The following is a 25,165-nucleotide window of genomic DNA, read 5'->3' as shown; positions in this document are numbered from 1 at the left end:
TCGGTAGGGTGCCAGTCGGCCTAATTGGGGCGAGTCGAACGGATCGACGGTTGTCGACGAGCGCTGAGTGACGAGCACCGGGCAGGGACCGGCCGAGGCCGGCGGCAGCGACACCGGGGAAGGGACGGCGGGGTGAGTCTGAGCGAGATGATGAGCGCGGGGCACGAGGAGGCCCGTCCGCCGCGACGTCGACGCCGACGCTGGTTGGCCTGCCTTCCTGCGCTGGCCATCCTGGCGGTGCTCGCGGTGGTCGTGGTGGTGCTCATCGGCAAGGGCCGTGGCCTGCTGCCCGGCCCGCTCTCCGAGGGCTGCCAGGCGGACACCCCGGACGGCATCGTCCAACTCGACCTGGACCAGATGGAGAACGCCAGCACCATCGCCGCCGTCGCCACCGCGCGCAACCTGCCGGAGCGCGCGGTCACCATCTCGCTGGCCACGGCGATGCAGGAGTCGCAGCTGGTCAACCTCAACGGCGGCGACCGCGACTCCATCGGCCTGTTCCAGCAGCGTCCTTCGCAGGGCTGGGGCACACCGCAGCAGATCGCGGACCCGGTCTACGCGACCAACAGGTTCCTCGACAAGCTGGTCCAGATCCCGGGCTACGCCCAACTCCCGCTCACCCAGGCCGCGCAGGACGTTCAGCACAGCGCCTACCCGGACGCCTACGCCCAGCACGAGGCGGACGCGACCACGCTGTCCGGCGCGCTGACGGGCCGCGTCCAGGCGGGGCTCAGCTGCACGGTCGACGGCGTCGGCGCCGCGAGCGCCGGGACCGGCACGTCCGACGTGTCGGCGGCACTGTCCAAGGACTTCGGCCACGTGGTCAGCACCACGCCGCTGGGCGCGGCGGGCGCCTCCTCGTCCGACTCCTCCGGCGCGTCCCCGTCCGGCCCGACCCAGGACCGGCTCGACGTCCAGGTGCACGGCGGCGCGTATCCGACGGAGCACGGCTGGGCGGTGGCGCAGTGGGCGGTCGCGCACGCCAAGGACCTGCACATCACCGGCGTCACGTACGCGGGCAAGGCGTGGACGGCCGACGCCTCCGACAAGGGCTGGGTCGCGGCCGACGGCTCCGCGTCGGCGTCCGCCGCCCCGGCGTCCGACGTGTCGTCGAGCTCGCCGACCGACGTCCGGCTGACCGTTGCCTCGTCCTGACGGAGCCTCAGATCTCCGGACAGGGCGGCAACTTCGGAGCCCACAGGGCTCCCCAGAAGAGTTAACCGAACCGCCACAGGTTGACGAATTGGGCCATTCGGGTCGGCTCCGCCGAAATCTCTCGCGACCGAACAGAAAACCCGTGCGGGGACTGTGAGGAAACCTTTCACCCGAAGGCCTGACGGCGCTTCTTATATGTAGACAAATACGGACATTGCATCGATGTCGTTGGGGAACTCTTTACCCGGAACGGCCGCAACCTTCTTGCTCCTGGGGCGGTAATCACCACGTCCGCCCGGCGGACGGGTCCTGTCGTCCCATCACTAGGAGCACCATGTCTCTCCCCCTCTCGCGTCGGATCGTCCAGGCCGCCCTCGTCGTCGCGGCCGGTGCGGCCCCGGTGATCGCTGCGGGTGCGGCGCAGGCCGCCCCTGCACTGCCGACGGTGCCCGACCTGGGCGGTGTCAGCAGCCTGGACACGGCGGGTCTGGGCAGCCAGCTCCAGAGCGCCACGCACCAGACCGGCGAGCTGGCCGGCACGGGCGCGGGCCGGGCCGTCAGCGACGGTGTCCCGGTGGTCGCCGACGCGGCCGGCAGCACGGCGGGCCAGGCCGTCCCGATCGCCAACCGCTCGCTGGGCGAGTCCGCCCTCCAGGTCGTCGGCCTGGCCGGCCAGGCCGTCACCGCGACCCACGGCACGGGCGCGCTGACCGGCACCCGGGCGATGCCCGCGGCTGCGACCGACGGCACGGCGGCCGCGCCGGCCGGGGCGCCCCTGTCGGCGCCGATTCAGGCCCCGGCGGCGGCTCCGGCCCCCGCCTCGGGTCCGCTCGGTGCGCTGCCGCTCCAGAGCCTGCCCGTCAACACCCCGCTGACGGCAGCTCAGGGCGCGCTCGGCGGCGTCACCCGCGAGGCCCCGGCCCAGCGTCTCGGCAGCCTCCCCGGCCTGGGCGGCGCGGCCAACTCCCCGCTGAGCACGGTCACCAACGTCCTCCCGGGCGTCGGCGGCCTCCCGCTGGGGTAGCACGGCTCCTGCGCAGCGTCAGTCCCCGGGACGGGAGCGGCTGGGCAGGCGAGCAACCATGCAAGAAGGGGCACGAGGAACTGCACGAGCAACCACCCTGTCCGGATGGCCCTGCTCGTTCGGCGACACACCACTCACAATGGCTTGTCGCGCAGTTCCTCGCGCCCCCGGCTGTGCAACTACCTGCTCAGCAGAGCCTCGCGCCCCTGGACGTTGGCAACGTCCCGAGGCAGTAAGGGTTACGCCCGCAAACGGGCGACCGCGGCCGCGACCCTCTCGTCCGTCGCCGTGAAGGCCACGCGGACGAAGTTCGCGCCCGCCTCGCCGTAGAACTCGCCCGGCGCGGCCAGGATGCCGTGCTTGGCGAGGTCGGCGATGGTGTCCCAGCACGGCTCGTCCCGGGTCGCCCACAGGTAGAGGCTCGCCTCGGAGTGCTCGATCCGGAAGCCGTAGGCCGTAAGCGCCGTACGCAGCGACGCGCGCCGCGCGGCATAGCGCTCGCGCTGCTCCGCCACGTGGGCCGTGTCGCCCAGGGCGGCGACGGTCGCGGCCTGGACGGGGGCCGGGACCATGAAGCCGCTGTGCTTGCGCACCTCCAGCAGCTCGCCCAGGACGTCCGCGTCGCCCGCGGCGAACGCCGAGCGGTAACCGGCGAGGTTGGACCGCTTCGACAGCGAGTGGATCGCGACCAGACCGGCCATCGACCCGCCGCAGACGTCCGGGTGCAGCACCGAGACCGGCTCCGCCTCCCAGCCCAGCTCCAGGTAGCACTCGTCGCTGACGACGAGCACGCCGTGCTGCCGCGCCCAGGCCACGATCCGGCGCAGCTCGTCCACGCCGAGCACCCGACCGGTCGGGTTGGAGGGCGAGTTGAGCCAGAGCAGCCGCAGACCCTCCGGGTCCAGCTCGGTCGGGTCGTCGTAGACGACGTAGTCCGCGCGGGCCAGGCGGGCGCCCACCTCGTACGTCGGGTACGCGAGCCGCGGGAGGGCGACCCGGTCGCCTGCGCCGAGGCCGAGCTGCCACGGCAGCAGGGCGACGAGCTCCTTGGAGCCGACCAGCGGCAGGACGTTGTGGTGCGTGACGCCCTCCGCGCCGAGGCGGCCCTCGACCCAGCCGACCAGGGCGTCCTTCAGGGCCGTGGTGCCCCAGACCGTCGGATAGCCCGGACTGTCCGACGCCGCGGCCAGTGCGTCCTGCACCAGCTTCGGGACCGGGTCGACCGGTGTGCCGACCGAGAGGTCGACCAGGCCGTTGGCGTGGGCCGAGGCGGTGGCCTTGTACGGCTCCAGGCGGTCCCAGGGGAACGCCGGAAGAAGTGCTGAGACGCGGCGCGCCGCCCCTCCGAGGAGGGACGGCGCGGCGGTGCTGTCGTGCGACGAGGTCACTTGAGTGGTCCCCAGTGGTCCGTGGTCCTAGTGGTCCTGATTCTGCGGCGGCAGCGCGGCGATGAACGGGTGGTCCTTGTCGATCACACCGAGCTTGGAGGCACCACCGGGCGAACCGAGGTCGTCGAAGAAGTCGACGTTCGCCTTGTAGTAGTCCTTCCACTCGTCCGGAGTGTCGTCCTCGTAGAAGATCGCCTCGACCGGGCAGACCGGCTCACACGCGCCGCAGTCGACGCACTCGTCCGGGTGGATGTACAAGGACCGCTTGCCCTCGTAGATGCAGTCGACCGGGCACTCTTCGATGCACGCCTTGTCCTTCACGTCGACACAAGGCTGCGCGATGACGTAGGTCACGCTGTCATTCCTCCTCGTAGGGGCTACATACGCGCAAGGGAAGCGCGGCGTCGTCGATGCCCGCCCCTAGTATCGCCGGTCGAAGGCACTGGATGTAACGGAGGTGGCGGTCATGACGTCCCAAGGTATCGGACACGCGGGCGCTGGAGTCCGGCTCAACCCGTCTGACCTGGGACGACGCGTGATGATCCGGCGTGTTGCCGGGTTCCGGGAAGGTCGCCCGCTGTTCACGGATGTGCTCGGTGTGTTCACATCCTGGGACAACGGGGTACTGACCGTCGTGAACCGGGCCGGTGAGGCGGTCGCGGTTCCCGTGGCCGAGGTCGTGGCGGGCAAGCCCGTCCCGCCCGCGCCGGTGCGCCGGTCCGCAAGCGCGCCCGAGTCGCCGACCCCGGCCGAACTGCAGCGGATCGCCGCCCGCGGCTGGGCCGCACTGGAGCAGGAGCCGCTGGGCGAGTGGATGCTGCGGGCGTCCTCCGGCTTCACCCGGCGCGGCAACTCCGCGCAGACGCTCGGGGATCCGGGCCTGCCGCTGCCGGAGGCGCTTACCCACGTCCAGGCCTGGTACGCGGAGCGCGGTCTGCCCGGCTACGTCGAGGTCACCGAGCCGGGCTCCCCCGAGGGGCTGGGCGCGGCGCTGGCGGAGCGGGGCGCGTCGGAGGCGGAGACGCTGGTCCGGACCGCGCCGCTGGCCGACCTGGTCCGGGCCACCCGCCACGCCGACGCGGACGTGCGGCTGTTCCGCACGGCCGGTCCAGAGTGGCTGGCCCGCTACCAGCGGGTGGGCGGGGACCCGGCGAAGGTGAAGGCAGCAACGTCACTGCTGCACAGCGGGCCCTCGGTGTGGTTCGCCTCGGTCTCGCTGCCGGAGATCAGCGGCGGGCCGGCCGCGATCGGCCGCGCCGTGGTGGACGGCGCGTGGGTCGGGATGGCCGCCATAGAGGTAGCGCCGGAGGCGCGGCGGCGCGGCCTGGCCACGGCGCTGATGTCCGTGCTGGCGGCGCGGGCGGCGGAGGAGGGCGCCACGGCCGCGTATCTGCAGGTCGAGGCCGAGAACGAGGGTGCGCAGGCGCTGTACGACAAGCTCGGCTTCGACGTCGTCTACCGGTACCGCTACGCCCGACTCGGGTCCTGATCCAGGGCCTTCGGGCAACGCGCCCGCCCGTTCGATCCGTCGACGATGCAGGTTCGTCACACGCAGCGCGCATAGAATCCTCGCCCGTGAGCGAGGAGAGCAGAGCGCGGTTCGCCGAAGAGGCCCGCGCGGAACGGCCGGACCTCGCACAACTGTGCCTGCTCATGGGCTTCGAGGTGGATCTGGTCGCCGAACCGGGCGGCATCGAGGAGGCCCTCGCCCCGGCGCTGCGCGCTCTGGATCGCCTGGCGGCGTCGGTCGCCTCGGCCGTCCGGGAGGCGCCGCCAGGCTCGGCGGCGGAGACCGCCGCGCTGCTGGCGGGCGTCCTGGCCGGCTCCGCCGATCTGCGCGGCGGCCAGGGCGTCTACAACCGGCTGGAGTCCTCGCTGCTGCACGAGGTGCTGCGGCGCGGGCGAGGGCTGCCGATCACGGTCAGCGCGGTCTGGATCGCGGTCGGCGCGCGGACCGGGCTCCCGGTCTACGGGCTCGGCCTGCCGGGGCACTTCGTGGTCGGCGTGGGCGATCCGCAGGGCGAGCACGTCCTGGTCGACCCGTTCCACGGCGGTCAACTGCTCACCCCCGACGACGCCTCCGACCTGGCCCGCGAGGCGGGCTACCGGCTGACCCCCGACCTGCTGCGACCTGCGGAGCCGCACGAGATCGTGCTCCGCATCCTCGCCAACATCCGCAACTGGGCCTCGGCGAGGCCCGAACACGCGCGCACCCAGCTGTGGGCCACGGAGCTGGCCCTGCTGCTCCCCCGCCACCCGGCGCAGTTGCGCCTGGAACGCGCGGAACTCCTGGTCAAGACGGGCCACTTCCTGGAGGGCGCCGAGCAGATGGACGAGTACGCGACCATCCTGGACGCCTTCGACCCGGAGTCGGCGGCGCGGGTTCGCCTCGAAGCGAAGGCCGCCCGGCACCGGCTGAACTGATCCCTCGACCGGGACGTTGCACCGTCCCCTCTTGTTTTCGTTACTCAGTCGACGTACTTTTTACTCATGCCAGTAAACGACGCCAGTCGTACTCGCTCCGTCGCCGCCACCGCGCGGCGCGCGCAGATCATTGCGGCGACGATCGAGACCATCGCCGAACTCGGCTACGGCCAGGCCTCCTTCGCGCGGATCGCGGAGCGGGCGCAGCTCAGCAGTACGCGGCTCATCTCGTACCACTTCGCCGGCAAGGACGAGCTGATCGAGGCCGTCATGGCCCAGGTCTACGGCGAGATCAGCGCCTTCATGGCCGAGCGGATGCGTGACGCCACGGATCCGCCGAGCGCGCTCGCCGCGTACATCCGTGGGGTGGTGGCGTTCGTCGCGACGCACCGGAAGCAGATGGACGCGCTGATGTCCGTCTTCCTCGGCGTGGGAGCCGAGGTCGACGACGGGGGCCACGACGGGGACGGCGAGCGGAGGGTCTTCTCGCCGCTGCAGCAGATCCTCGAATCCGGCCAGCAGAGCGGCGACTTCCGGACATTCGACAGCTTCGTGCTGGCCGCGACGATCCAGCGCTCACTGGACGGGCTGCCGTACCTGCTGCGTACCGCGCCGGACCTCGATCTCGACGCCTACGCCGAGGAGTTGGTGACGCTCTTCGGCCTCGGCACAGCTGCCGCGGTCACCACCGCACAGGGGGCGAAGCTGTCATGAAGGCACGTCAGATCATGCGTTTCGTGGGCGACTTCGCCGCGCCGACCGCCATGTTCTACGTCCTGCGGGCGGCCGGAGTCGGCCTCTACCTGACGCTGGTCCTCTCGGCCGTCCTGCCCGCCGGCTTCGCGGTCGTACGGTGGCTGCGGTCGCGCGAGACCGACGGGTTGGCGCTCTACATGCTCTCGATGCTGGTGCTCAGCGCGCTGGTCTCGCTGATCAGCGGCAGCCCGCGGTTCCTGCTGGCCCGCGAGGGATGGCTGACCGGGGTCACCGGGGCCTGGTTCATCGCATCGGTGTGGGCGACCCGGCCGCTGGCCTTCCTGTACACCCGGCCGATACTGGAGGGACGCCGCCGCATGGCCGACATCCCCGGTGACTGGGACGAGTTGTGGGAGCGACTCCCCCGGTTCCGACGGGTCTGGAAGGTCGGCAGCGTGCTCTGGGGGATCGCCCTGCTCGGCGACTCCGCGGTGCGGGTGATCATGGCCTACACGCTGCCGGTCGACTCCGTCCCCGGGCTCGGCACCCTGCTCTACGTGGTCACGTCGGTGGTGCTCATCGTGATCACCAACATCTACTACGTCGTCTCCGGGCTCTACTACAGCGGCTCCCGCCTCTACGACCCCCTCCGCGAGGCAGGATTGCTGCCACGACCCCAACGCCAGCAGGCATAGGGCCGGAAGCAGGCCCTAGAGCCAGCCCTTCTCCAGCGCTATCCGCACGGCCTCCGTGCGGTTGCGCGCGCCGGTCTTCTGGATCGCCGCCGACAGGTAGTTGCGCACCGTCCCCTCGGACAGGTGCAGGTGGCGGCTGATCTCCGCGTTGGCGGAGCCGTCGGCCGCCGCGGCCAGCACGTCGCGTTCGCGGGAGGTGAGCGGGTTGGCGCCCTCGGCCAACGCCGCGGCGGCGAGGGTCGGGTCGATGACCCGCTCGCCGCGGAGCACCCGGCGGACCGCCTCGGCGAGTTGGGCCGCCGGGGCGTCCTTGACCAGGAAGGCGTCCGCACCCGACTCCATGGCGCGGCGCAGGTAGCCGGGGCGACCGAAGGTGGTCAGCACCACGATCTTCACTCCCGGGCAGGCGCGCCGGAGTTGGGCCGCCGCCTCGATCCCGGTGAGGCCGGGCATCTCGATGTCCAGCAGTGCCACGTCGACGTCGTGGGCCTTGGCCGCGGCCACCACCTCGTCGCCGCGCGCCAACTGGACCGCGACGTCGATGTCGCCCTCGAGGCCGAGCAGAGCGGCCAACGCCTCGCGGACCATGCCCTGGTCCTCGGCGAGCAGAACTTTGATCACTCCTGCACGGTACCGGCCACCGGCTCGTGATCGGCATCGATCCGCTGACGCAGCGGCACGGTCGCGCGGAGGGTGAACCCCTTGCCGCGCTTGGCCGGCCCGGCGTCGAGCGATCCGTCGGCCAGCGCGAGCCGCTCGCCGAGGCCGGTCAGCCCGTTGCCCGGAGTGCTGTGCTTGCCGCTCGAACCGTTGTCGGCGACCTCCAGCGTCAGCACCCGGCCGACCGCGCCCTCCGGCGCGAAGTCCTCGATCAGGCGGATCCGGCAGAGCGCGGCGCCGCTGTGCCGGACGACGTTGGTGACCGCCTCGCGCAGCGCCCAGCCGAGCGCCCCCTCCTGTTCCAGGCCCAGCCCGGGACGTGGATCGGCCAGGTCGAGCGGCGCGTCGATCTGGATGTCCGCCGCGCTGAGCGCGGTGCGCGCCGCGGCCAGCTCCACGGCCAGCTTCGGCCGCCGATACCCGCCGATCGCCTCGCGGACGTCGACCAGGGCCTGCCGGGAGACCTTCTCGATGTCGCCGACCTGGGCCCGCGCCTCCTCGTAGCGCTCCTGGTCGAGGAAACGGGCGGTCAGCTCGGTCTTGAGGGTGATCAGCGACAGCGAGTGGCCGAGCAGGTCGTGCAGGTCGCGGGCGAGGCGCAGCCGTTCGTCGGAGGCGGCGAGTGCGGCCACCGCCTGTCGTGCCTCGCGCAGTTCGCGCATGGTGGCGACCAACTGCATGAGGCTGGTCATGGCCAGGCCACCGAGCAGCCCGCCCAGGGTGATGCCGACCAGCGCACCACCGTCCGCGTGCGTCACCAGGCCCAACGTGACCAGCAGCCCGGAGACCCCGATCACGCCGTAGAACCCGTACGGCGACGGCAGCACGGCACCGGACGAGACGGCCGTGTAGGCGAAGAGCGCGAGCCAGGCGCTGTCGAGCGACAGGGTCGTGGTCACGGCGATCGCCAGCATGGCGGCCAGCACCCAGCCGAACCACGGCTGCCAGGGGTCGAGCCGCGCCTGGCGGCGCATGATCAGCGTCACGTAGCAGGCGAGGAAGGCGGCGAGCATCACCCAGCCGTAGACGTCGCCGGCCACCGTGTGGTCGCCGTTGAGCAGGTCCGTGACCGGATAGGCCAGGTAGACCAGCCAGAGCAGCATCCAGCACAGCTTGATGAACATCTGCCGCCGGTTGTCGGGGGGCATCCCGACCCTCACCGGGTTCGGCGGCCCCGACTCGCACTCGCTCATATCGCCTTCTTACCCCCGTCCGTGCCTGGATGCGGCCGCGGTGGACCGGGCGGCCTCCCGACCGTCCTGTCCACCCGCCGCACTCTCCGCACCGCTGTCCTGCCTTGTCCTCAGAGGGCCTTGCGGTCCCGCTGGTAGAGCCATGCTGCCAGGGCGCCGAAGACGGCCAGGTAGGCGAGCAGTCCGGCGACCTGGGAGACGCTCACGCTCACCCCGTTGACGGGGTACTTGGCGATCTCGTTGTACAGGTAGACCGGGGTGTACTGCCCGATCGACTTCAGGCCGCCGGTGATCGGGAACCAGGAGCCGCCGAGGAACGCCATGCCCATATAGGCGATCATGGTGATCGGCTGCACCGCGTCCGGCGCGGCCGCGTAGCCCAGCGCGACACCGGCCGCGGCGAAGACGAAGCCGCCGCCCCAGACCGCGAGGCCCATGCCGACCCAGGTCAGCGGGGCGAAGTGGACGCCCTGGACCGCGCCCAGTGCGAAGACGGCCAGCACCGACGGCAGCGTCAGCGCACCCGCCGCGGCGACCTTGGAGAGCAGGTAGCCCCAGCCCGGCAGCGCGGTCAGGCGCAGTTGGCGCGTCCAACCGCTCTTGCGCTCCAGCGAGATCCGCATCCCGGTGTTGAGCGCGGCCCCGAGGGTGCCGAAGGTCGCCATCGAGACCATGTAGTAGGTCCGGTACGAGATGCCGTCGAAGGTCTCGTTCTTGAACTGCGACGAGTACAGCAGGAACATCATCACCGGGAAGACCACGGTGAAGAACAGGTAGCGCTTGTTCCGCAGCACCCGCAGGATCTCGAGCTTCACCAGCTGGGACATCGTCAGTTCTCCTCGGCCGCTGCGGTGATGGTGATGAACGCCTGCTCCAGGCCGACCCCGGAGACCTCCAGGCCGCGCGGGTAGAAGCCGGCCCGGTAGACCGCGGCCATGGTGGCATCGGCGTCGGCGGTGGAGATGCGGACCGTCTGGCCGCTGAGGTCCAGCGTGGTGACGCCCGGCAGGGTGTGGAGCAGGGAGGTGTCGGCGGTGCCGTCCTGCGGGTGCAGGTCGAAGGAGATCCGGCGCTGACCGGCCCGGGCCTTGATCTCGGCGGCGGTGCCGTCGGCGATCAGGCGGCCCTTGTGCATCACCAGGACGCGGTCGGCGATCGCGTCGGCCTCCTCCAGGTAGTGCGTGGCGAAGAGGATGGTCCGGCCGGCGTCGGCCTGGGACTTCATCACCGACCAGAAGGCCTGGCGGGCGGTGACGTCCATGCCGGTGGTCGGCTCGTCGAGGACGATCAGGTCGCTGTCGCCCGCCGTGGCAAGGGCGAAGCGGACCCGCTGCTCCTGACCGCCGGAGAGCTTGTCGACCTTGCGGTCGGCGATGTCCAGGATCTGCGCGGTGGTGAGCACCGCGTCGACGTCGTAACCGCGCGGGTGGACCTTGCAGGCGAAGGTGACCAGCTCACGCACGGTCACCTCGGGCAGCAGCCCGCCGCTCTGCAGCATGACGCCGACCCGGCCGTCGACGATCGCCTGGCGGGGCGTGCCGCCGAAGAGGCTGACCTGCCCGGCGCTCGGGTCCTTGAGGCCCAGCAGCATGTCGATGCTGGTGGACTTCCCGGCCCCGTTCGGGCCGAGGAAGGCGACGGTCTCGCCGCGGTGCAGCGTGAAGGAACTGTCACGGACGGCCTGGACGCTGCCGAAGCTCTTGCTGACGCCGCGGAACGCGGCGACCTCGGCGGACCCGTCGGCGCGCCCACCGCGGTCGGAGCCCGCGGCGACCTTCCGGTCCGCCCCCGTGTACTGCTCGGTGGAAGTTGTCATGGAAGAAGACTCGCCGATCCCGAGGGCCGACGTCAGTGTCTCCGCTCCTCTGCCGCCCATGACGGATGTCACGGTCGCTGCCGTGACCACCGGTCCGGACGCCCGCGACGCCCGCGCTCACGTCAACCGTTCGGCGCAGCGTCGTTCGAACGGTCGAGCACGAACGACAGGTTCGCTCGTTCGGCCGCAGTGAGCCCCCACCGGAACCGCGTCCGACGACGTCAGCGGGGGTGCGAGGCCGCTCCGGACCGTGCGCCGCACCGAACAGGCGGACGAACGCGCGGGCTCTTCGCGCAAACCCGGCACACCCACCCGCCACTCGTTCGGCCCTCGTACGGCTGTCCGCCGCCCCCGCGTCCGCGCGCCACCCGCGCGCCGGGGCCGTGCATCGGCACGACCGGCCTTGCATGATGACGGAAAGTGACTCGATCGTCACCCCACGGGTAACACCCGGGTGCGTTCGTCGCACGGGGCGGCAGTCCCCGCCGTCCTCAACCGCACGACCGAGAGGTGTGACACGCGATGGTTCTGCCCATTTCCGCAGCGGTGCTGTTGCTGATCATCGTGGTGGTACTGATGAGGCGTTCCGGGCTGAAGGGCTGGCACGCCTTCGCCTGCACCCTGCTCGGTTTCTATCTGGCGTCCAGCTCGATCGCCCCGTCGATCAAGACCGTGACCACCAGCGTCGCGGGCATGCTGACCGGCCTCAAGCTGTAGGGCCGGTTCGGCCCCCGCTGTGGCGCGGCGGTGCCGTGTCCGTCGCTGTCGGAGCCACCGCCTACGCTGACCCCATGACGGATTCACCCTCGGCAGCTCGCGCCGACCGGCGCCTGCTTCTCGTCCACGCCCACCCCGACGACGAGTCGATCGGCAACGGCGCGACGATGGCCCGCTACGCCGCCGAGGGGGTCGGCGTCACGCTGGTCACCTGCACCCTCGGCGAGGAGGGCGAGGTCATCGGCGACGAGCTGGCCCACCTCGCCGCGCACCGCGAGGACGCGCTCGGCCCGCACCGGATCACCGAGCTGGCCGACGCGATGGGCGAGCTCGGCGTCACCGACCACCGCTTCCTCGGCGGGCCGGGCCGCTGGCGCGACTCGGGGATGATGGGCGTGGCCAGCAACGGCCATCCCGAGGCGTTCTGGCAGGCCGATCCGGACGAGGCCGCGGCCGAGCTGGTCCCGGTGATCCGCGAGGTCCGCCCCCAGGTCCTGGTCACCTACGACCCCAACGGCGGCTACGGCCACCCCGACCACATCCAGGCGCACCGGGTGGCCATGCGCGGCGCCGAGCTCGCCGCCGACCCGGCCTTCCGGCCGGAGCTCGGCACGCCGCACCACATCGCCAAGGTCTACTGGAACGTCATCCCGCGTTCCGTGGTCGAGGCGGGCTTCGCCGCGCTGCGGGCCGCGGGCAAGGAGTCGCCGTTCCCCGGCATCGCCTCCGCCGACGACATCCCCGGCGTGGTCGACGACGCCGAGGTGACGGCCGCCGTCGACGGCAGCGCCTTTGCTGCGGCCAAGGCCGCCGCGATGCGCGCGCACGCCACCCAGATCTCGGTCGACGGACCGTTCTTCGCGCTCTCCAACGACCTGGGCCAGCCGCTGCCCGCGGTCGAGTACTACCGCCTGGTCCGCGGCGACGCGGGCCCGCGTGACGCCGCGTCGGGCTGGGAGCTCGACCTCTTCGCCGGGGTGACCGAGTGAGCCGGCCTCAGAATCCTGACAACAACGGCCGGGACGACGACGGCAAGGACGCACGGAAGGGCCAGCCCGCCCGGGGCCGGGCGACCGGCAAGCCGAGCGTGCCCGCGCCGCGCAGCGGTACCTCGCTGCCGCCCGGGCGCCGCTACCCGATCGGTCGCGGCGCCCGGATGGTCAGCTATGTCGGCCTGGCCGTGCTCGGCGTCGTCATCGGCCTGGCCGGTGCGCTGATCGTCGACCTGTGGAGCGGCGGCGGTCTGGTCCTCGGCGCGGCCGGAGTGCTCGCACTCACCTACGGCGGCAGCGTTCTGACGGGCACGAAGACGGGCGCGGCGCTGCCGACGCTGACGTGGCTGGTCACGCTGCTGCTGGCCAGCCTCACCACACCGGTGGGCAGTCAACTCCTGGACGGCAGTGCGACGGGAGTGGCCCTGCTCTTCCTCGGCCTGCTCGGATCCGTGCTCTGCATCGCACGTCCGTCCCTCTCACCTCTTACCTCACTCCCTCCGGCAGGACCGCGCCACGACCGCTCCCAGTAAGGTGGTCCCCGCAACGCTGGAGACCGCGGTTCCACACACCGCAACCGCAGCCCCACGGGACGCGGGGAACAACGATCCACAACCGCCCCTCGCCCTGCCGGCGGGGCGCGAACCGGAGCAGCAGTGAGTCGAGAATCTGACAATCCGATGTCGCCTCGTCAGGGCGGCGACTCCTACCCTTCGGGCACGCCTCCGTACGGCGTGCCGGGCGACCCGTTCTCGCGAGCGGGCCAGACTCCTGGGGCCGGGCAGTCCGGCCAGCCGGGGCATGCCGGGTCGGGTCAGCCCGCGCCGAGTGGCGAAGAACCGCGCACGGAAACCACGCTCACCACCCGTATCAAGATCAACATTCCGGGATCCCGCCCGATCCCGCCGGTCGTCGTGCGCAGCCCGATCAGCGAGGACACGGGCGAGCAGCCCGCACCGCGCCGTCACCGCGCGGAGGACACGGACGAGCAGGCCGTGCCGCGCCGACACCGCGCCGACAGCTCCGGCTCGCCGGTCCTCGGCGTGATGGACTCCGGCCAGGGCACCGCGCCTCCGCCGGATCTCCCCGCCGAGTGGCGCACCCCGGACCAGGCGGCACCGGCCCAGGACAGCCAGTCGCAGAGCACCAGTGAGTGGTTCGCTCCGCGCAAGAAGTCCTCCCCGCCTCCGCCGCCCGCTGCTCCGGCCGCGCCTGCGCCGCCCGCCCAGTCCGGGCCGCCGGCGCCTCCCGCGCCGCCATGGCAGACCCAGGAGTTCCAGGCGCCGCCTCAGCAGACGCAGAGCCCCTCGCAGACCACGGCGCAGGGCCCGCTGCCGACCGCACCGGCCGGCCCGCTGCCGAACCCGCAGCAGACCGGGGAGCAGCCACTCCCCCAGCGGCCGTCGAAGGGGAAGCAGCAGCCGCAGCAGCCCGCACGCACCCTGCAGTTCCCGACCGCGGATCTGCAACAGCAGTCGCCGCTGGGCTACGACACGCAGTCCTCCACGCCGTGGGCCCAGGGCCCGGGCCAAGGACCGGGACAGGGTTCCGGTCAGGGCCCCGCCCAGGCGTCGACGGGATCGCAGACGCTTCCGCCCCGACCGGTCCCGAACGCCGGGCGCCCGCGCGGCTCCCAGGGCTTCGGCACCGGCAGCGGCATCGGCGGCGAGCCCGGCCCCATGAGCGGGCCGATAGGCGCCGGCCCGTCAGCTGATCGCCCCGGCGTCGTCGGCGGCGCGGAAGGCGGGATCCCGCGGACCCTGCAGTTCCCCAGCCTGACGGACCCGCAGGCCCCCGCCGGTTTCGGCGCGGTGGCACCCCCCGTCGGTCCGGGTGCGCCCGCTCCGGCCCAGCCGGACGCGCAGCCCAAGCCGTCCAAGCAGCGCAAGCAGAAGCGCGGCGGACAGAACAGCCAGACCGGCCAGAACCCCCAGGGCGGCCCGGGCGGCCAGAGTGCCGCCGAGCAGACCGCGGCCATGCCGGCCTTCCGTCCAGTGACCGACGCGGGCGGCCGTCCGTCCGGCGACGGCTTCGCGGGCGGTACGGGCGGCGCCGGTGCGCCGCCGCGCCCGGAGCCCTCGGCGGACGGCTCCGGCGGTGCCGCCACCGGCTCCGCGTCACCCAAGGCGGGCTCCTCCGCCAAGGCCGCCGCGCCCGCCAAGAAGCGCGGCGGCGGCAAGGTCCGCAAGCTGGCCGGGACCGGCATCGGCGCCGTCGTGGTGTTGGGTGCCGTGGCCTACGGCGCGGGCCTGATGCTCAATCAGACCGACGTGCCGAAGGGCACCACGGTGCTCGGCCAGTCGATCGGCGGCGACACCCGCGACCAGGCGGTCACCGCGCTGGACGGCAGCCTCGGCAAGCTGGCCGCACAGCCGATCCAGGTCACGATCGGCGGCAGGGCCACCACGCTCAACCCCTCCGTCGCGGGCCTCACCATCGACACCGGTGCGACCGTACAGAACGTGGCGCAGCACAGCTACAACCCGGTCACCGTGGTCGAGTCGATCTGGAGCGGCAGCAAGGCGGTCGCCCCCGTCGTCGTCATCGACGAGGACAAGCTGCGCTCCGCCCTGCAGCAGCTCGGCGGTTCCGGCGCCGTCGGCGCGCAGCCGTACGTCCACTTCTCGTCCAGCGGCAAGGTGGAGGTCTCCCTGCCGAAGGCAAGCGGCAGCGCGCTGGACGTCAACGCCGCTGTCCCACTGGTCGAGCAGGCGTTCCGGAGCCGGGCCGCGGGCCACCCGGACCAGGTGGTCGCCCTGCCGACGACCACGGGAGCGTCCAGCGGCGACCCTGCGGCGGCGCAGCAGGCTGCGCAGACGCTCGGGGCCTGGGCCATGAAGCAGTCGTTCAAGGTGGTTGCGGGTGGCTCGCCGGTGCTCTTCGGCAAGAACACGTTCAGCCATGCGCTCACCCTGCGTCCCAACGCCTCCGGTCAGTTCACGCCGGTGTTCAACCTGACCGAGCTGGCCAACGCCTACGGCACGGCCTTCGTCGGCGTCAACCTCAAGAACGGACAGCCGGTCACCCCCGAGGCCGTCGCCGCAGCACTGACGTCCCTGCTCAGCTCGCCGGGCGGGGCCACCTCGACCAGCATCTGAGCCACCGGCCGCAAGGCCCGACCCGAGGCCCCGGACAAGCGCCACCGAGCGCGCGTCCGGGGCCTCGCGCATGCCCGGGAATGCTCCGACTAACGGCGGATTGCAATACCGGTCTACGCGGGTTTTTGCAATCGACAATTACCCGGCAGTGAGCCGTCCGTGTGCTGAATTTCTCCGATAGTTTTCTTCGGATCGATCACGTCTTGCCCTCGCCTGGTGGCCTTTGTCCGTTATGGACGTTACGTCATCAATACTGTTCGATTATCGGACGCTTGACCCCAGGTGCGCTGCTCTCTCCAGAGATGCCTGCCACCCGCTTCCGGGGTGGCACGGTAATGGCCATAGCCAAAATTGGGCATTACCGCAGCTCATAGCGTTATCAATCTTTGATCCGTCTACCGTCGACAGGTGCACCAATTGCCCATCAGGATGAGCGTCAAGCTGCGTTGATGGTGGTTTCGGCTGAACATCTGCGAGCGGCTATGTCACCTTGACTGTTCCTAGGGAGTGGGAAGATGAGCAGAAGGAACCTTCGGGTCCTGCAGGGAGCCGCCCTCGTGGCGGTCGGCGCCATGGCCCTCACGGCGTGCAGCAGCAGCGGAAGCAGCAGCGGCACCAAGCTGGCGACCGACTACTCCTACGGGTCGATCCCGGCGGCGAGCACCTCCGTCAAGGCCGGCGGCACCTTCACGTACGCCGAGTCGCCCGGTGGGGCCCCGAACTGGATCTTCCCGGTCACCCCTGCCGCCAACTCCTCGGTGTTCACCGCGTACGAGTTCCAGTACCTGAGCTGGCGGACGCTGTTCTGGTCGCCGAAGGGTTCCACCCCGGACTGGGACTACTCCCGCTCGATGACCGACGGCAAGCCCACCGTGTCGGCCGACGGCAAGACCTTCACCATCAAGCTGAACGGCAAGTACACCTGGTCTGACGGTCAGAAGCTGACCTCCCAGGACGTGCTGTTCTTCTACTACCTCTACAAGGCCGCGGTCGGCGAGAACCCTGCCAACGCGGGCAACTACTCGCCGGGTCAGTTCCCGGACAACGTCACCTCGGTGTCCGCGCCGGACGCGCAGACGGTGACCTTCACCTTCAACAAGGCCTACAACCCGGACTTCGTCCTGTCCACGGACTTCGCCCAGCTGATCCCGCTCCCGGAGCACGCCTGGGCCAAGTCCTCGGCCAACGGCCCGATCCTGGACCCGAGCAAGCCGGCCAACGCCAAGGCGATCTACGACTTCCTGGCCTCGCAGTCCAAGGACCTCGCCAGCTACGGCACGAACCCGCTGTGGCAGGTCGTCGACGGCGCGTACAAGATCAAGAGCTACAACACCTCCACCGGCGCGGCCGACTTCGCGGCCAACACCGCCTACACCGGTGAGGGCAAGCCGAACTTCACCGAGGTCGACGAGCTCGCGTACACCTCGTACACCGCGATCTTCAACGACCTGCTCAGCGGCAAGCTGGACATGGGCCCGGTCGACTACTCGGTGCTGCCGCAGGCCAGCAAGCTGAAGGCGAAGAAGTACAACGTCTACGGCCTGCCGGACTTCGGCAACAACGAGATCTTCATCAACTTCAAGAACACCACCAACAACTGGGACAAGGCCGTCTCCCAGCTGTACATCCGTCAGGCCTTCGCGTACCTGCAGGACCAGAGCGCGGAGATCAAGGGTGCCTTCGACGGCGCCGGCGCCCCGGCCTACGGCTCCGTCCCGGCCGCGCCGAAGTCGCCGTACGCCCCGTCAAGCGTGCTGAACAACCCGTACCCGTTCTCGCCCACCAAGGCCAAGCAGCTGCTGACCTCGCACGGCTGGTCCGTGGTCCCGAACGGCGAGACCACCTGCACCAGCCCGGGCACCGCCGCCAACCAGTGCGGCGCGGGCGTCACCAAGGGCCAGAACCTCGACTTCTCGCTGTACTACAGCACCCAGCCCGACGCCCTGAGCAAGGAGGACACCGCGTTCGCCGGTAACCTCAAGACGCTCGGCATCAACGTCACGCTGAAGCCCGACACGTTCAACAACGTGCTGCAGAACGAGTCCACGGTCTCCAGCCCGAAGAACGACAACAGCTGGGGCATGGCCGACTTCGGCGGCAACACCAACAACATCTACCCGAGCACGGACAACCTGCTCAACACGGGTGGCTCGTACAACGCGGGCGGCTTCTCCGACCCGACCGTCGACGCCGACATCAACAACTCGATGAACTCGGCCGACCCGATGGCGATCCAGAAGGAGCTGACGGACGTCTCCGCGCAGGAGCCGGTCATCTGGCAGCCCGTCCCGGACCTGGTCATGGCCTGGGCCCCGAACGTCTCCGGCAGCACCGACGCCTTCGGCGCCACCACGCAGTACATGTTCAACCCTGAGGACATGTACTTCACCAACTAGTCCGACCGTCGGGGCGGCCCCACCCGGCCGCCCCGACATCCGGCGTTTGCCCAGCCCACTCCTGCCGAGCGCCGAGTGGGCTGAGCAGTACCCGGCCCCCGCACATTTCGCAGGGGGCCCACCCCCCTCCCCCCGCGAACCACTACTGAGGAGGAGACCCCGGACATGGCGGGCTATCTCATCCGACGCCTGGGCACGGCGATCATCGTCGTCCTCGGCATCGCCCTGGTGACGTTCCTGATGCTGCACATCATCTCGCCGTCACCTGCCACAGACGTCCTCGGCCAGAAGGCGACCCCCACGGCCATCAAGGCGTGGAACCACGCGAACGGCTTCGACCGGCCCTGGTACGACCAGTTCTGGACGTACATCAGCAACCTGCTGCACGGGGACTTCGGCTGGTCGTACAAGAACAACCAGACGGTGAACTCGATGTTCGCCGAGAAGACGCCGCTGAGCGCCTTCCTGTCGATCTCCTCCGTCGTGGTCGCCATCCTGGTCGCGCTGCCCCTCGGCATCTACCAGGCCATCAAGCGCAACACCGCCGGTGACGTCACCGCCACCACGCTGGCGTTCGTCTTCTACTCCATGCCCACCTTCATGGTGGCGCTGCTGCTGATCCAGCTCTTCGCCCTGAACCTCGGCTGGGTCGACCCGAACGTCTCGCAGAACCAGTCGCTGAGCGGTGCGCTCGGGCAGTGGCAGGACCTGATCCTGCCGATCGTCTCGCTGTCGATCACCCAGGTCGCCTCGTTCTCGCGCTACCAGCGGTCCGCCGCCCTCGACGTGCTCGCGCAGGACTACATCAAGGTCGCGCGCGCCAAGGGTCTGCCGGAGCGTCTGGTCCACACGCGCCACCTGGTGCGCAACTCGGCACTGCCGATGATCACGCTGATCGGTCTCTCGCTGCCCATCGTCATCGGCGGCAACGTGCTGATCGAGTACGCGTTCAACATCAACGGCCTGGGCCTGATGTTCATCAACGCGCTGCAGAACGACGACTACAACGTCCTGATGGCATACACGCTGCTGACGGCCATCCTCACCGTCGTGGGGAACCTGATCGCGGACATCCTGCTCTCCGTTTCCGACCCGCGCATCAAGTTGGTGTGAGACATGACTCAGACGACCACCGCTCCCGCCGCTGAGCCGCGTGCCAGCGATGCCGGCGACCTCAGCGCCGCCCCCTCCGCGTCCGGCTGGAAGCTGACGCTGCGTGAGTTCCTGCAGAACAAGCTGGCCGTGGCCGGCATGCTGATCCTCATCTTCTTCGTGCTTTTCGCCTTCCTGGGCCCGATGATCTACCACTCGGACCAGACCAACACCAACCTGCTCAGCACCGACCAGGGCCCGGGTTCCGGAGCGCCGCTCGGCACCGACAGCAGGGGCTTCGACGTCCTCGGCCGCCTGATGCTCGGCGGTCAGACCTCCCTCGAGATCGGCTTCCTGGCCGCCCTGATCGCCACCGTCATCGGCACCCTGTGGGGCGCCGTGGCCGGTCTGATCGGCGGCATCGTCGACGCGGTGATGATGCGTGTCGTCGACATCCTGCTGGCCATCCCGTTCCTGCTGGTCGTGCTGATCGTCGCGCACCGCTACGGCTCCAACACCTGGAACCTGAGCCTGATCCTCGGTGTCTTCTCCTGGCTGATCCCGGCCCGTCTGGTCCGCGGCGAGACGCTCACGCTCCGCGTTCGCGACTTCGTCTCCGCGGCCCGCGTCATGGGTGGCAGCCGGACCCGGCTGATCTTCCGTCACCTGATCCCCAACGCGATGGGGACGGTGATCGTCAACATCACCTTCCAGATCGCCGACGCCATCCTCGCCCTGGCCGCCCTCGGCTTCCTCGGCTTCGGCATCCAGTACCCCAACACCGACTGGGGTTCGCAGATCTCCGACGCCCAGACCGCTCTGCTGAACGGTTACTGGTGGGAGGTCTACCCGGTCGGCATCGCCCTGGTGCTGGTGGTCATGGCCTTCAACCTGATCGGTGACGGCCTTCGCGATGCCGTCGACGTCCGCCTGCGCAAGCGCTGACGCCGCCGCAGCAAAGACGACAGCGACGAAATCGAGGAACACGATGGCTCACCTCCTTGAGGTCAACGACCTCACCACTCACATCCAGATCAGCCGCGGCGTCGTGCAGGCCGTGGACGGCGTCTCGTTCCACCTGGAGGCCGGGGAGACCCTCGGCCTGGTGGGCGAGTCCGGCTGCGGCAAGTCCATGACCGGCCTCTCGCTGATGGGCCTGCTGCCCCCGGGCGGTCGTCTGGTCAACAACTCCTCCGTCCAGCTCGCCGGCCGTGAGCTGGTCGGCCTGTCCGACGGCGAGCTGCGCAAGATCCGCGGCAACGAGATCGCCATGGTCTTCCAGGACCCGATGAGCTCCCTGGACCCGACCAAGACGATCGGCTACCAGGTCGCCGAGCCGGTGCTGCTGCACCGCAAGGTCACCAAGGCCGAGGCGATGGACCGCGCCGCCGAGGTGCTCGGGCTGGTCGGTCTGCCCAAGCCCAAGGAGCGGCTGAAGGACTACCCGCACCAGCTCTCCGGCGGTCTGCGTCAGCGCGTGATGATCGCCATGGCGCTCGCGTGCGAGCCCAAGGTGCTGATCGCCGACGAGCCGACCACCGCGCTCGACGTCACCATCCAGGCCCAGATCCTGACCCTCCTGAACGACCTCAAGGAGCGGCTGGGGATGGCGATCATCCTGGTCACCCACGACATGGGCGTGGTGGCCGGGCACTCGGACCGGATCAACGTCATGTACGCCGGCCGGATCGTCGAGAGCACCGAGACGGTCAAGCTCTTCGACGGCATGCGTCACCCCTACACCCAGGGTCTGCTGGCCTCCATCCCGCGCCTGGCCCAGGACAACACGCAGAAGCTGTTCACCGTGCCCGGCCTGCCGCCGGACCTGTCGAACCCGCCGACCGGCTGCCGCTTCGCCGCGCGCTGCCGCTACGTCACCGACCAGTGCCGCGACCAGGACCCGGAGCTGAAGGGCCCGGAGGGCCACGTCTTCGCGTGCTTCCACCCGGTCTCCGGCCCGCTCGACCTGAACCTCCTCGCCGTGCCGCCGGTCACGGCGGAGGAGGCTGCGGCCGTGGCCGCGGAGGCGGAGGAGAAGGCGGAGAAGACCGAGCTGACCAAGGCCACCGACGAGGCCGAGCCCGCCGCGGACACCGAGTCCGCTGAGCCGGCCGAGTCCGCCGAGAATGGTGAGGACGGCGAGGCCGAGGCCTCGGACGCCACCGCTGAGGCCGAGGCCGAGACGTCGGAGACCGCCGACGAGGCCGAGACCAAGAGCGACGCGAGGGACGAGGCGAAGACCGAGGCCGACGCCGAGGCGGAGTCGGAGGCGGAGGCCGCGGTGGTCGCCAAGGCCACCGCCGTGGTCGAGGCCGCCGAGGCCGGGGCCGTGGCCGCCACCATCGCCACACCGCGCGAGGAGCCGAAGGCCGCTCCGGCGGCCAAGGCCTCGCGTCCGTTGCTCGAAGTCGTCGACCTGGTCAAGGAGTTCCCGGTCGGCGGGGGCGCGTTCAGCCGCAACAAGGCCGTCGTGCACGCCGTTTCCGGCGTCTCGCTGTCGCTCGGCTACGGCGAGACCTTCGGTCTGGTCGGCGAGTCCGGCTGTGGCAAGACCACGCTGGGCCGCATGATCGTCGGTCTGGAGAAGCCCAACTCCGGCAAGGTGACCCTGGACGGCACCGAGGTCGGCTCGCTGCGCGGCAAGGAGCTGCGCCGCCACCGCCGCGACCTGCAGATGATGTTCCAGGACCCGTACGCCTCGCTCGACCCGCGTATGCGCGTCAGCGCGATCCTGCGTGAGCCGCTGCAGATCCAGGGCATCGGCAGCGCGCAGGAGCAGCTGGCCCGGGTCAGCGAGCTGCTGGACGAGGTCGGTCTGCCCAAGTCGGCGCTGGAGCGTTTCCCGCACGAGTTCTCCGGCGGTCAGCGTCAGCGCATCGGCCTGGCCCGCGCTCTGGCGCTGCACCCGAAGGTGATCGTCGCCGACGAGCCGGTCTCCGCGCTCGACGTCTCGATCCGTGCCCAGGTGCTCAACCTGATGAAGCGTCTGCAGGCCTCGCACGACCTGTCCTACGTGGTCATCTCGCACGACCTGGCGGTGGTCAAGTACCTCGCCGACCGGATCGGCGTGATGTACCTCGGCAAGATGGTCGAGGTCGGCTCCGGCCAGGACATCTACGAGCGTGCGGCGCACCCGTACACCGCCGGTCTGCTGGAGGCCATCCCGGTCCCCGTGCCGGAGGTCGAGCGGGCCAAGCGCGGCGGCGGCATCAAGGGCGAGCTGCCCAGCCCGGTCGCCCCGCCGTCCGGCTGCCGCTTCCGCACCCGCTGCCCCCTCGCCCAGGACCGCTGCGCGGTCGAGGAGCCGGCGATGCGCCTCTTCGGCGACGGCCACGCCGCCGCCTGCCACTTCCCGCTGCAGACGCCGGTCTCGGACACTCCGGTGACCGTCGCCACGCCTGCCGGCACGGCGGAGTGACGCTGCGTCAGGTCTAGCTGTAGCACAGGGCCCGTCCGGTCGACCTCGACCGGACGGGCCCTCGGCTTTCCGAGCAGAAACGGACGTCCGGACCGGCTACGGCTTCGTCCTCTTCGCCGTCACCAAGCGGTAGCCGCGTACGGCGGAACGTTTCACCTGCCGAACCCGCCCATGAGCCATGTGAAAGGGCCGCCCCGAAGGGCGGCCCTTTCTCGCGCGTGTGTTCAGCGCCGAACGTTACTCCGCTCCCGCCGTACCGACCACGTCGATGTCCTCGGCGAAGTGGCACGCGGACTCGTGCGCCGCCGGGGTGTCCTTGCCGCGGAAGACCTCGGGGATCGCCAGCAGCGGGACCTCGACCGCGCACTTCTCCTGCGCCTTGAAGCAGCGCGTGCGGAAGCGGCAGCCGGACGGCGGGTTGGCCGGGGAGGGGATGTCGCCCTGCAGGATGATCCGCTCGCGGCCCTCGCGACCCTCCGGGTTGGGCACCGGCACGGCGGAGAGCAGCGCCTGGGTGTACGGGTGAGTCGGGTGCTCGTAGATCTGCTCGTCCGTGCCGATCTCGACCATCTTGCCGAGGTACATCACGCCGACGCGGTCGGAGATGTGACGCACGATCGACAGGTCGTGGGCGATGAACATGTAGGAGAGGTTGAACTCCTGCTGCAGCTGCTCCAGCAGGTTGATCACCTGCGCCTGCACCGAGACGTCCAGCGCCGAGACGGGCTCGTCACAGATGATGACCTCGGGCTTGAGCGCCAGGCCGCGCGCGATGCCGATGCGCTGGCGCTGACCGCCGGAGAACTGGTGCGGGTACCGGTTGATGTACTCCGGGTTGAGGCCGACGACGTCCAACAGGTCCTGGACGGCCTTGCGGCGGTCGCCCTTGGGAGCCACCTCGGGGTGGATCTCGAAGGGCTCGCCGATGATGTCGCCGACCGTCATACGCGGGTTGAGCGAGGTGTACGGGTCCTGGAAGACCATCTGGATGTTCCGGCGGATCGCCTTGAGCGCCCGGCCGGAGACCTTGGAGATGTCCTCGCCCTTGTACAGCACCTGGCCGCCGGTGGCCGGCTCCAGGCTCATCAGCACCTTGGCCAGCGTCGACTTGCCGCAGCCGGACTCGCCGACAATGCCCAGGGTCTCGCCCTGGTGCAGGTCGAAGGAGACGCCGTCGACGGCCTTGACCGCGCCGACCTGCTTCTTGATCAGGATGCCCTGGGTCAGCGGGAAGTGCTTCTCCAGGTCGCGGACCTGGAGAAGCGGCTCACCCCGGTCGACCTGCTTGTCCAGCACGGCCTCGATGGCTGCGACCTCGGCTGCCTCCTGCGCCTCAGCCATGGATGGTCTCCTTCCAGAAGTGGCAGGCGCTGCCACGGCCCTCGAGCGGCGTGCCGTCGGCCTCGGTCACCGCGTGCAGCGGCGGGATCTCCGAGCGGCAGATCTCCTGGGCCATCGGGCAGCGCGGGTTGAACGCACAACCGGAGGGGATGCGCAGCAGGTTGGGCGGCAGGCCCTTGATCGCGTAGAGCTCCTGGCCCTTCTGGTCCAGGCGCGGGATCGAGTCCAGCAGACCGCGGGTGTAGGGGTGGGCCGGGCGCTTGTAGAGCTCGTGCACCGGGGCGGTCTCGACGATCCGCCCGGCGTACATGACCGCGATCTTGTCCGCGACGTCGGCGACCACGCCGAGGTCGTGGGTGATCAGGATCAGGCCCATGTTGTACTCGCGCTGGAGATCGGCGAGCAGCTCCATCACCTGGGCCTGGACGGTGACGTCCAGGGCGGTGGTGGGCTCGTCGGCGATGATCAGGTCCGGCTCCAGGGCCAGCGCCATGGCGATCATGATGCGCTGGCGCATACCCCCGGAGAACTGGTGCGGGTACTGGTTGACCCGCTCCCTGGCGGCGGGGATGCCGACGCGCTCCATCAGCTCGACGGCCTTCTTCTTGGCGTCGCCCCTGGAGGTGCCGCGGTGGACCCGGAACATCTCGGCAAGCTGCGTCCCCACGGTGTGCACCGGGTTCAGCGAGGAGAGCGCGTCCTGGAAGATCATGGCCATCTGGGTGCCACGGATCTTGCGGCGCTGCTCCTTCGAGAGCTTGAGCAGGTCCTGGCCCTTGAAGAGGATCTCGCCGCCGGTGACGAAGCCGGGCGGGCTGTCCAGGATGCCCATGACGGCCTGCGAGGAGACCGACTTGCCGGAGCCCGACTCGCCCAGGATGGCGAGGGTCTCACCGGCGCGGACGCTGTAGTTCACGCCGTTGACGGCCTTGGCGAGACCGTCGCGGGTGCGGAACTCCACCTGGAGGTTCTTCACTTGGAGCAGCGGGGCGTCCTCGCTGTCTGCGGTGCGGCCGCGCCCGCTGGTGGCGGTGACTTCGGTTGCATGAATACTCACGGT

General features: G+C 70.4%; 22 protein-coding genes. 14 read left to right on the top strand and 8 right to left on the bottom strand.

Annotation, left to right across the window (positions count from 1 at the left end; translation table 11 throughout):
- Window positions 1-132 precede the first annotated feature (132 nt).
- Both ABH940_RS05125 and ABH940_RS05120 read left to right on the top strand, forming a co-directional pair.
- A complete protein-coding gene (locus ABH940_RS05125) occupies window positions 133-1,155 on the top strand; it encodes a heavy metal transporter (protein ID WP_370061161.1) in 1,023 nt (340 codons plus the stop codon).
- 334 nt (window positions 1,156-1,489) lie between these two features.
- Complete coding sequence (locus ABH940_RS05120; RefSeq protein ID WP_370061163.1) at window positions 1,490-2,179, top strand: ATP-binding protein; 690 nt, start codon at window positions 1,490-1,492, stop codon at window positions 2,177-2,179.
- A gap of 239 nt (window positions 2,180-2,418) precedes the next feature.
- On the opposite strand, the gene dapC is transcribed toward ABH940_RS05120, so the two are convergent.
- Both dapC and fdxA read right to left on the bottom strand, forming a co-directional pair.
- Window positions 2,419-3,567, bottom strand: coding sequence for a succinyldiaminopimelate transaminase (gene dapC, locus ABH940_RS05115; RefSeq protein WP_370104454.1), 1,149 nt, complete (start codon window positions 3,565-3,567; stop codon window positions 2,419-2,421).
- Window positions 3,568-3,594: 27 nt separating this feature from the next.
- On the bottom strand, window positions 3,595-3,921 hold the full coding sequence (gene fdxA, locus ABH940_RS05110) for a ferredoxin (RefSeq protein ID WP_196192807.1): 327 nt from the start codon (window positions 3,919-3,921) through the stop codon (window positions 3,595-3,597).
- A 244-nt stretch (window positions 3,922-4,165) separates the two neighbouring features.
- Here fdxA and ABH940_RS05105 point away from each other — a divergent pair, with 244 nt between their 5' ends.
- From ABH940_RS05105 to ABH940_RS05090, 4 genes are all read left to right on the top strand, one after another.
- Window positions 4,166-5,056: a GNAT family N-acetyltransferase gene (locus ABH940_RS05105; protein ID WP_370104452.1), complete on the top strand. Its 891-nt coding sequence runs from the start codon at window positions 4,166-4,168 to the stop codon at window positions 5,054-5,056.
- A gap of 86 nt (window positions 5,057-5,142) precedes the next feature.
- Window positions 5,143-5,991: a transglutaminase family protein gene (locus ABH940_RS05100; protein ID WP_370061170.1), complete on the top strand. Its 849-nt coding sequence runs from the start codon at window positions 5,143-5,145 to the stop codon at window positions 5,989-5,991.
- A 66-nt stretch (window positions 5,992-6,057) separates the two neighbouring features.
- A complete protein-coding gene (locus tag ABH940_RS05095; protein ID WP_370104450.1) occupies window positions 6,058-6,705 on the top strand; it encodes a TetR/AcrR family transcriptional regulator in 648 nt (215 codons plus the stop codon).
- Window positions 6,702-7,382 (top strand): VC0807 family protein, encoded by a 681-nt coding sequence (locus tag ABH940_RS05090; protein ID WP_370104448.1) that lies wholly within the window; start codon window positions 6,702-6,704, stop codon window positions 7,380-7,382. The genes ABH940_RS05095 and ABH940_RS05090 overlap by 4 nt, the downstream gene beginning before the upstream one ends.
- A 15-nt stretch (window positions 7,383-7,397) precedes the next feature.
- On the opposite strand, the gene ABH940_RS05085 is transcribed toward ABH940_RS05090, so the two are convergent.
- The 4 genes from ABH940_RS05085 to ABH940_RS05070 all read right to left on the bottom strand — a co-directional run bounded on the left by ABH940_RS05085 (window position 7,398) and on the right by ABH940_RS05070 (window position 11,051).
- Window positions 7,398-8,003 carry a response regulator gene (locus ABH940_RS05085; protein WP_370104447.1) on the bottom strand — a complete coding sequence of 202 codons (606 nt, stop codon included), beginning with the start codon at window positions 8,001-8,003 and terminating at the stop codon, window positions 7,398-7,400.
- Window positions 8,000-9,190: a sensor histidine kinase gene (locus tag ABH940_RS05080; protein ID WP_370104445.1), complete on the bottom strand. Its 1,191-nt coding sequence runs from the start codon at window positions 9,188-9,190 to the stop codon at window positions 8,000-8,002. Before ABH940_RS05080 ends, ABH940_RS05085 begins: the two co-directional genes overlap by 4 nt.
- 155 nt (window positions 9,191-9,345) lie before the next feature.
- Window positions 9,346-10,062 carry an ABC transporter permease gene (locus tag ABH940_RS05075; RefSeq protein WP_370061181.1) on the bottom strand — a complete coding sequence of 239 codons (717 nt, stop codon included), beginning with the start codon at window positions 10,060-10,062 and terminating at the stop codon, window positions 9,346-9,348.
- Window positions 10,063-10,064: 2 nt separating this feature from the next.
- On the bottom strand, window positions 10,065-11,051 hold the full coding sequence (locus tag ABH940_RS05070) for an ABC transporter ATP-binding protein (protein ID WP_370104443.1): 987 nt from the start codon (window positions 11,049-11,051) through the stop codon (window positions 10,065-10,067).
- A 522-nt stretch (window positions 11,052-11,573) separates the two neighbouring features.
- On the opposite strand from ABH940_RS05070, the gene ABH940_RS05065 reads away from it, so the two are divergent.
- From ABH940_RS05065 to ABH940_RS05030, 8 genes are all read left to right on the top strand, one after another.
- Window positions 11,574-11,768: a hypothetical protein gene (locus ABH940_RS05065; RefSeq protein WP_196192814.1), complete on the top strand. Its 195-nt coding sequence runs from the start codon at window positions 11,574-11,576 to the stop codon at window positions 11,766-11,768.
- 74 nt (window positions 11,769-11,842) lie between these two features.
- On the top strand, window positions 11,843-12,757 hold the full coding sequence (gene mshB / locus ABH940_RS05060; RefSeq protein WP_370061186.1) for an N-acetyl-1-D-myo-inositol-2-amino-2-deoxy-alpha-D-glucopyranoside deacetylase: 915 nt from the start codon (window positions 11,843-11,845) through the stop codon (window positions 12,755-12,757).
- A complete protein-coding gene (locus tag ABH940_RS05055) occupies window positions 12,754-13,293 on the top strand; it encodes a DUF6113 family protein (RefSeq protein ID WP_370104441.1) in 540 nt (179 codons plus the stop codon). The genes mshB and ABH940_RS05055 overlap by 4 nt, the downstream gene beginning before the upstream one ends.
- Window positions 13,294-13,440: 147 nt before the next feature.
- The gene (locus tag ABH940_RS05050; protein WP_370061190.1) at window positions 13,441-15,858 is read left to right on the top strand and encodes a hypothetical protein; all 2,418 of its coding nucleotides are present in this window, start codon (window positions 13,441-13,443) and stop codon (window positions 15,856-15,858) included.
- A 515-nt stretch (window positions 15,859-16,373) separates the two neighbouring features.
- Window positions 16,374-18,254: an ABC transporter substrate-binding protein gene (locus ABH940_RS05045; protein WP_370061192.1), complete on the top strand. Its 1,881-nt coding sequence runs from the start codon at window positions 16,374-16,376 to the stop codon at window positions 18,252-18,254.
- A 165-nt stretch (window positions 18,255-18,419) separates the two neighbouring features.
- Window positions 18,420-19,367, top strand: a complete 948-nt coding sequence (locus tag ABH940_RS05040) for an ABC transporter permease (RefSeq protein WP_370061195.1) — start codon at window positions 18,420-18,422, stop codon at window positions 19,365-19,367.
- A 3-nt stretch (window positions 19,368-19,370) separates the two neighbouring features.
- A complete protein-coding gene (locus ABH940_RS05035) occupies window positions 19,371-20,291 on the top strand; it encodes an ABC transporter permease (protein ID WP_370061197.1) in 921 nt (306 codons plus the stop codon).
- Window positions 20,260-22,764: a dipeptide ABC transporter ATP-binding protein gene (locus ABH940_RS05030; protein ID WP_370061863.1), complete on the top strand. Its 2,505-nt coding sequence runs from the start codon at window positions 20,260-20,262 to the stop codon at window positions 22,762-22,764. Before ABH940_RS05035 ends, ABH940_RS05030 begins: the two co-directional genes overlap by 32 nt.
- Window positions 22,765-23,001: 237 nt before the next feature.
- On the opposite strand, the gene ABH940_RS05025 is transcribed toward ABH940_RS05030, so the two are convergent.
- Window positions 23,002-24,105: an ABC transporter ATP-binding protein gene (locus ABH940_RS05025; protein WP_370061199.1), complete on the bottom strand. Its 1,104-nt coding sequence runs from the start codon at window positions 24,103-24,105 to the stop codon at window positions 23,002-23,004.
- A complete protein-coding gene (locus ABH940_RS05020; protein WP_370061865.1) occupies window positions 24,098-25,156 on the bottom strand; it encodes an ABC transporter ATP-binding protein in 1,059 nt (352 codons plus the stop codon). The genes ABH940_RS05025 and ABH940_RS05020 overlap by 8 nt, the downstream gene beginning before the upstream one ends.
- Between the last annotated feature and the right edge of the window lie 9 nt (window positions 25,157-25,165).

Source organism: Streptacidiphilus sp. BW17 (assembly GCF_041262485.1).
Lineage (GTDB): Bacteria > Actinomycetota > Actinomycetes > Streptomycetales > Streptomycetaceae > Streptacidiphilus.
The sequence above is the reverse complement of the archived record's forward strand: the minus strand, read 5'-3'. Positions and strand labels throughout refer to the sequence as shown.

Excerpts from the sequence above, each read along its gene's own strand:
- ABH940_RS05120 (WP_370061163.1), top strand. The coding sequence starts at position 1,490 with ATGTCTCTCCCCCTCTCGCGTCGGATCGTCCAGGCCGCCCTCGTCGTC.
- ABH940_RS05095 (WP_370104450.1), top strand. The coding sequence starts at position 6,058 with ATGCCAGTAAACGACGCCAGTCGTACTCGCTCCGTCGCCGCCACCGCG.
- ABH940_RS05090 (WP_370104448.1), top strand. The coding sequence starts at position 6,702 with ATGAAGGCACGTCAGATCATGCGTTTCGTGGGCGACTTCGCCGCGCCG.
- ABH940_RS05080 (WP_370104445.1), bottom strand. The coding sequence starts at position 9,190 with ATGCCCCCCGACAACCGGCGGCAGATGTTCATCAAGCTGTGCTGGATG.
- ABH940_RS05075 (WP_370061181.1), bottom strand. The coding sequence starts at position 10,062 with ATGTCCCAGCTGGTGAAGCTCGAGATCCTGCGGGTGCTGCGGAACAAG.
- ABH940_RS05070 (WP_370104443.1), bottom strand. The coding sequence starts at position 11,051 with ATGACAACTTCCACCGAGCAGTACACGGGGGCGGACCGGAAGGTCGCC.
- ABH940_RS05065 (WP_196192814.1), top strand. The coding sequence starts at position 11,574 with ATGGTTCTGCCCATTTCCGCAGCGGTGCTGTTGCTGATCATCGTGGTG.
- mshB (WP_370061186.1), top strand. The coding sequence starts at position 11,843 with ATGACGGATTCACCCTCGGCAGCTCGCGCCGACCGGCGCCTGCTTCTC.
- ABH940_RS05050 (WP_370061190.1), top strand. The coding sequence starts at position 13,441 with ATGTCGCCTCGTCAGGGCGGCGACTCCTACCCTTCGGGCACGCCTCCG.
- ABH940_RS05045 (WP_370061192.1), top strand. The coding sequence starts at position 16,374 with ATGAGCAGAAGGAACCTTCGGGTCCTGCAGGGAGCCGCCCTCGTGGCG.
- ABH940_RS05040 (WP_370061195.1), top strand. The coding sequence starts at position 18,420 with ATGGCGGGCTATCTCATCCGACGCCTGGGCACGGCGATCATCGTCGTC.
- ABH940_RS05035 (WP_370061197.1), top strand. The coding sequence starts at position 19,371 with ATGACTCAGACGACCACCGCTCCCGCCGCTGAGCCGCGTGCCAGCGAT.
- ABH940_RS05030 (WP_370061863.1), top strand. The coding sequence starts at position 20,260 with ATGCCGTCGACGTCCGCCTGCGCAAGCGCTGACGCCGCCGCAGCAAAG.
- ABH940_RS05025 (WP_370061199.1), bottom strand. The coding sequence starts at position 24,105 with ATGGCTGAGGCGCAGGAGGCAGCCGAGGTCGCAGCCATCGAGGCCGTG.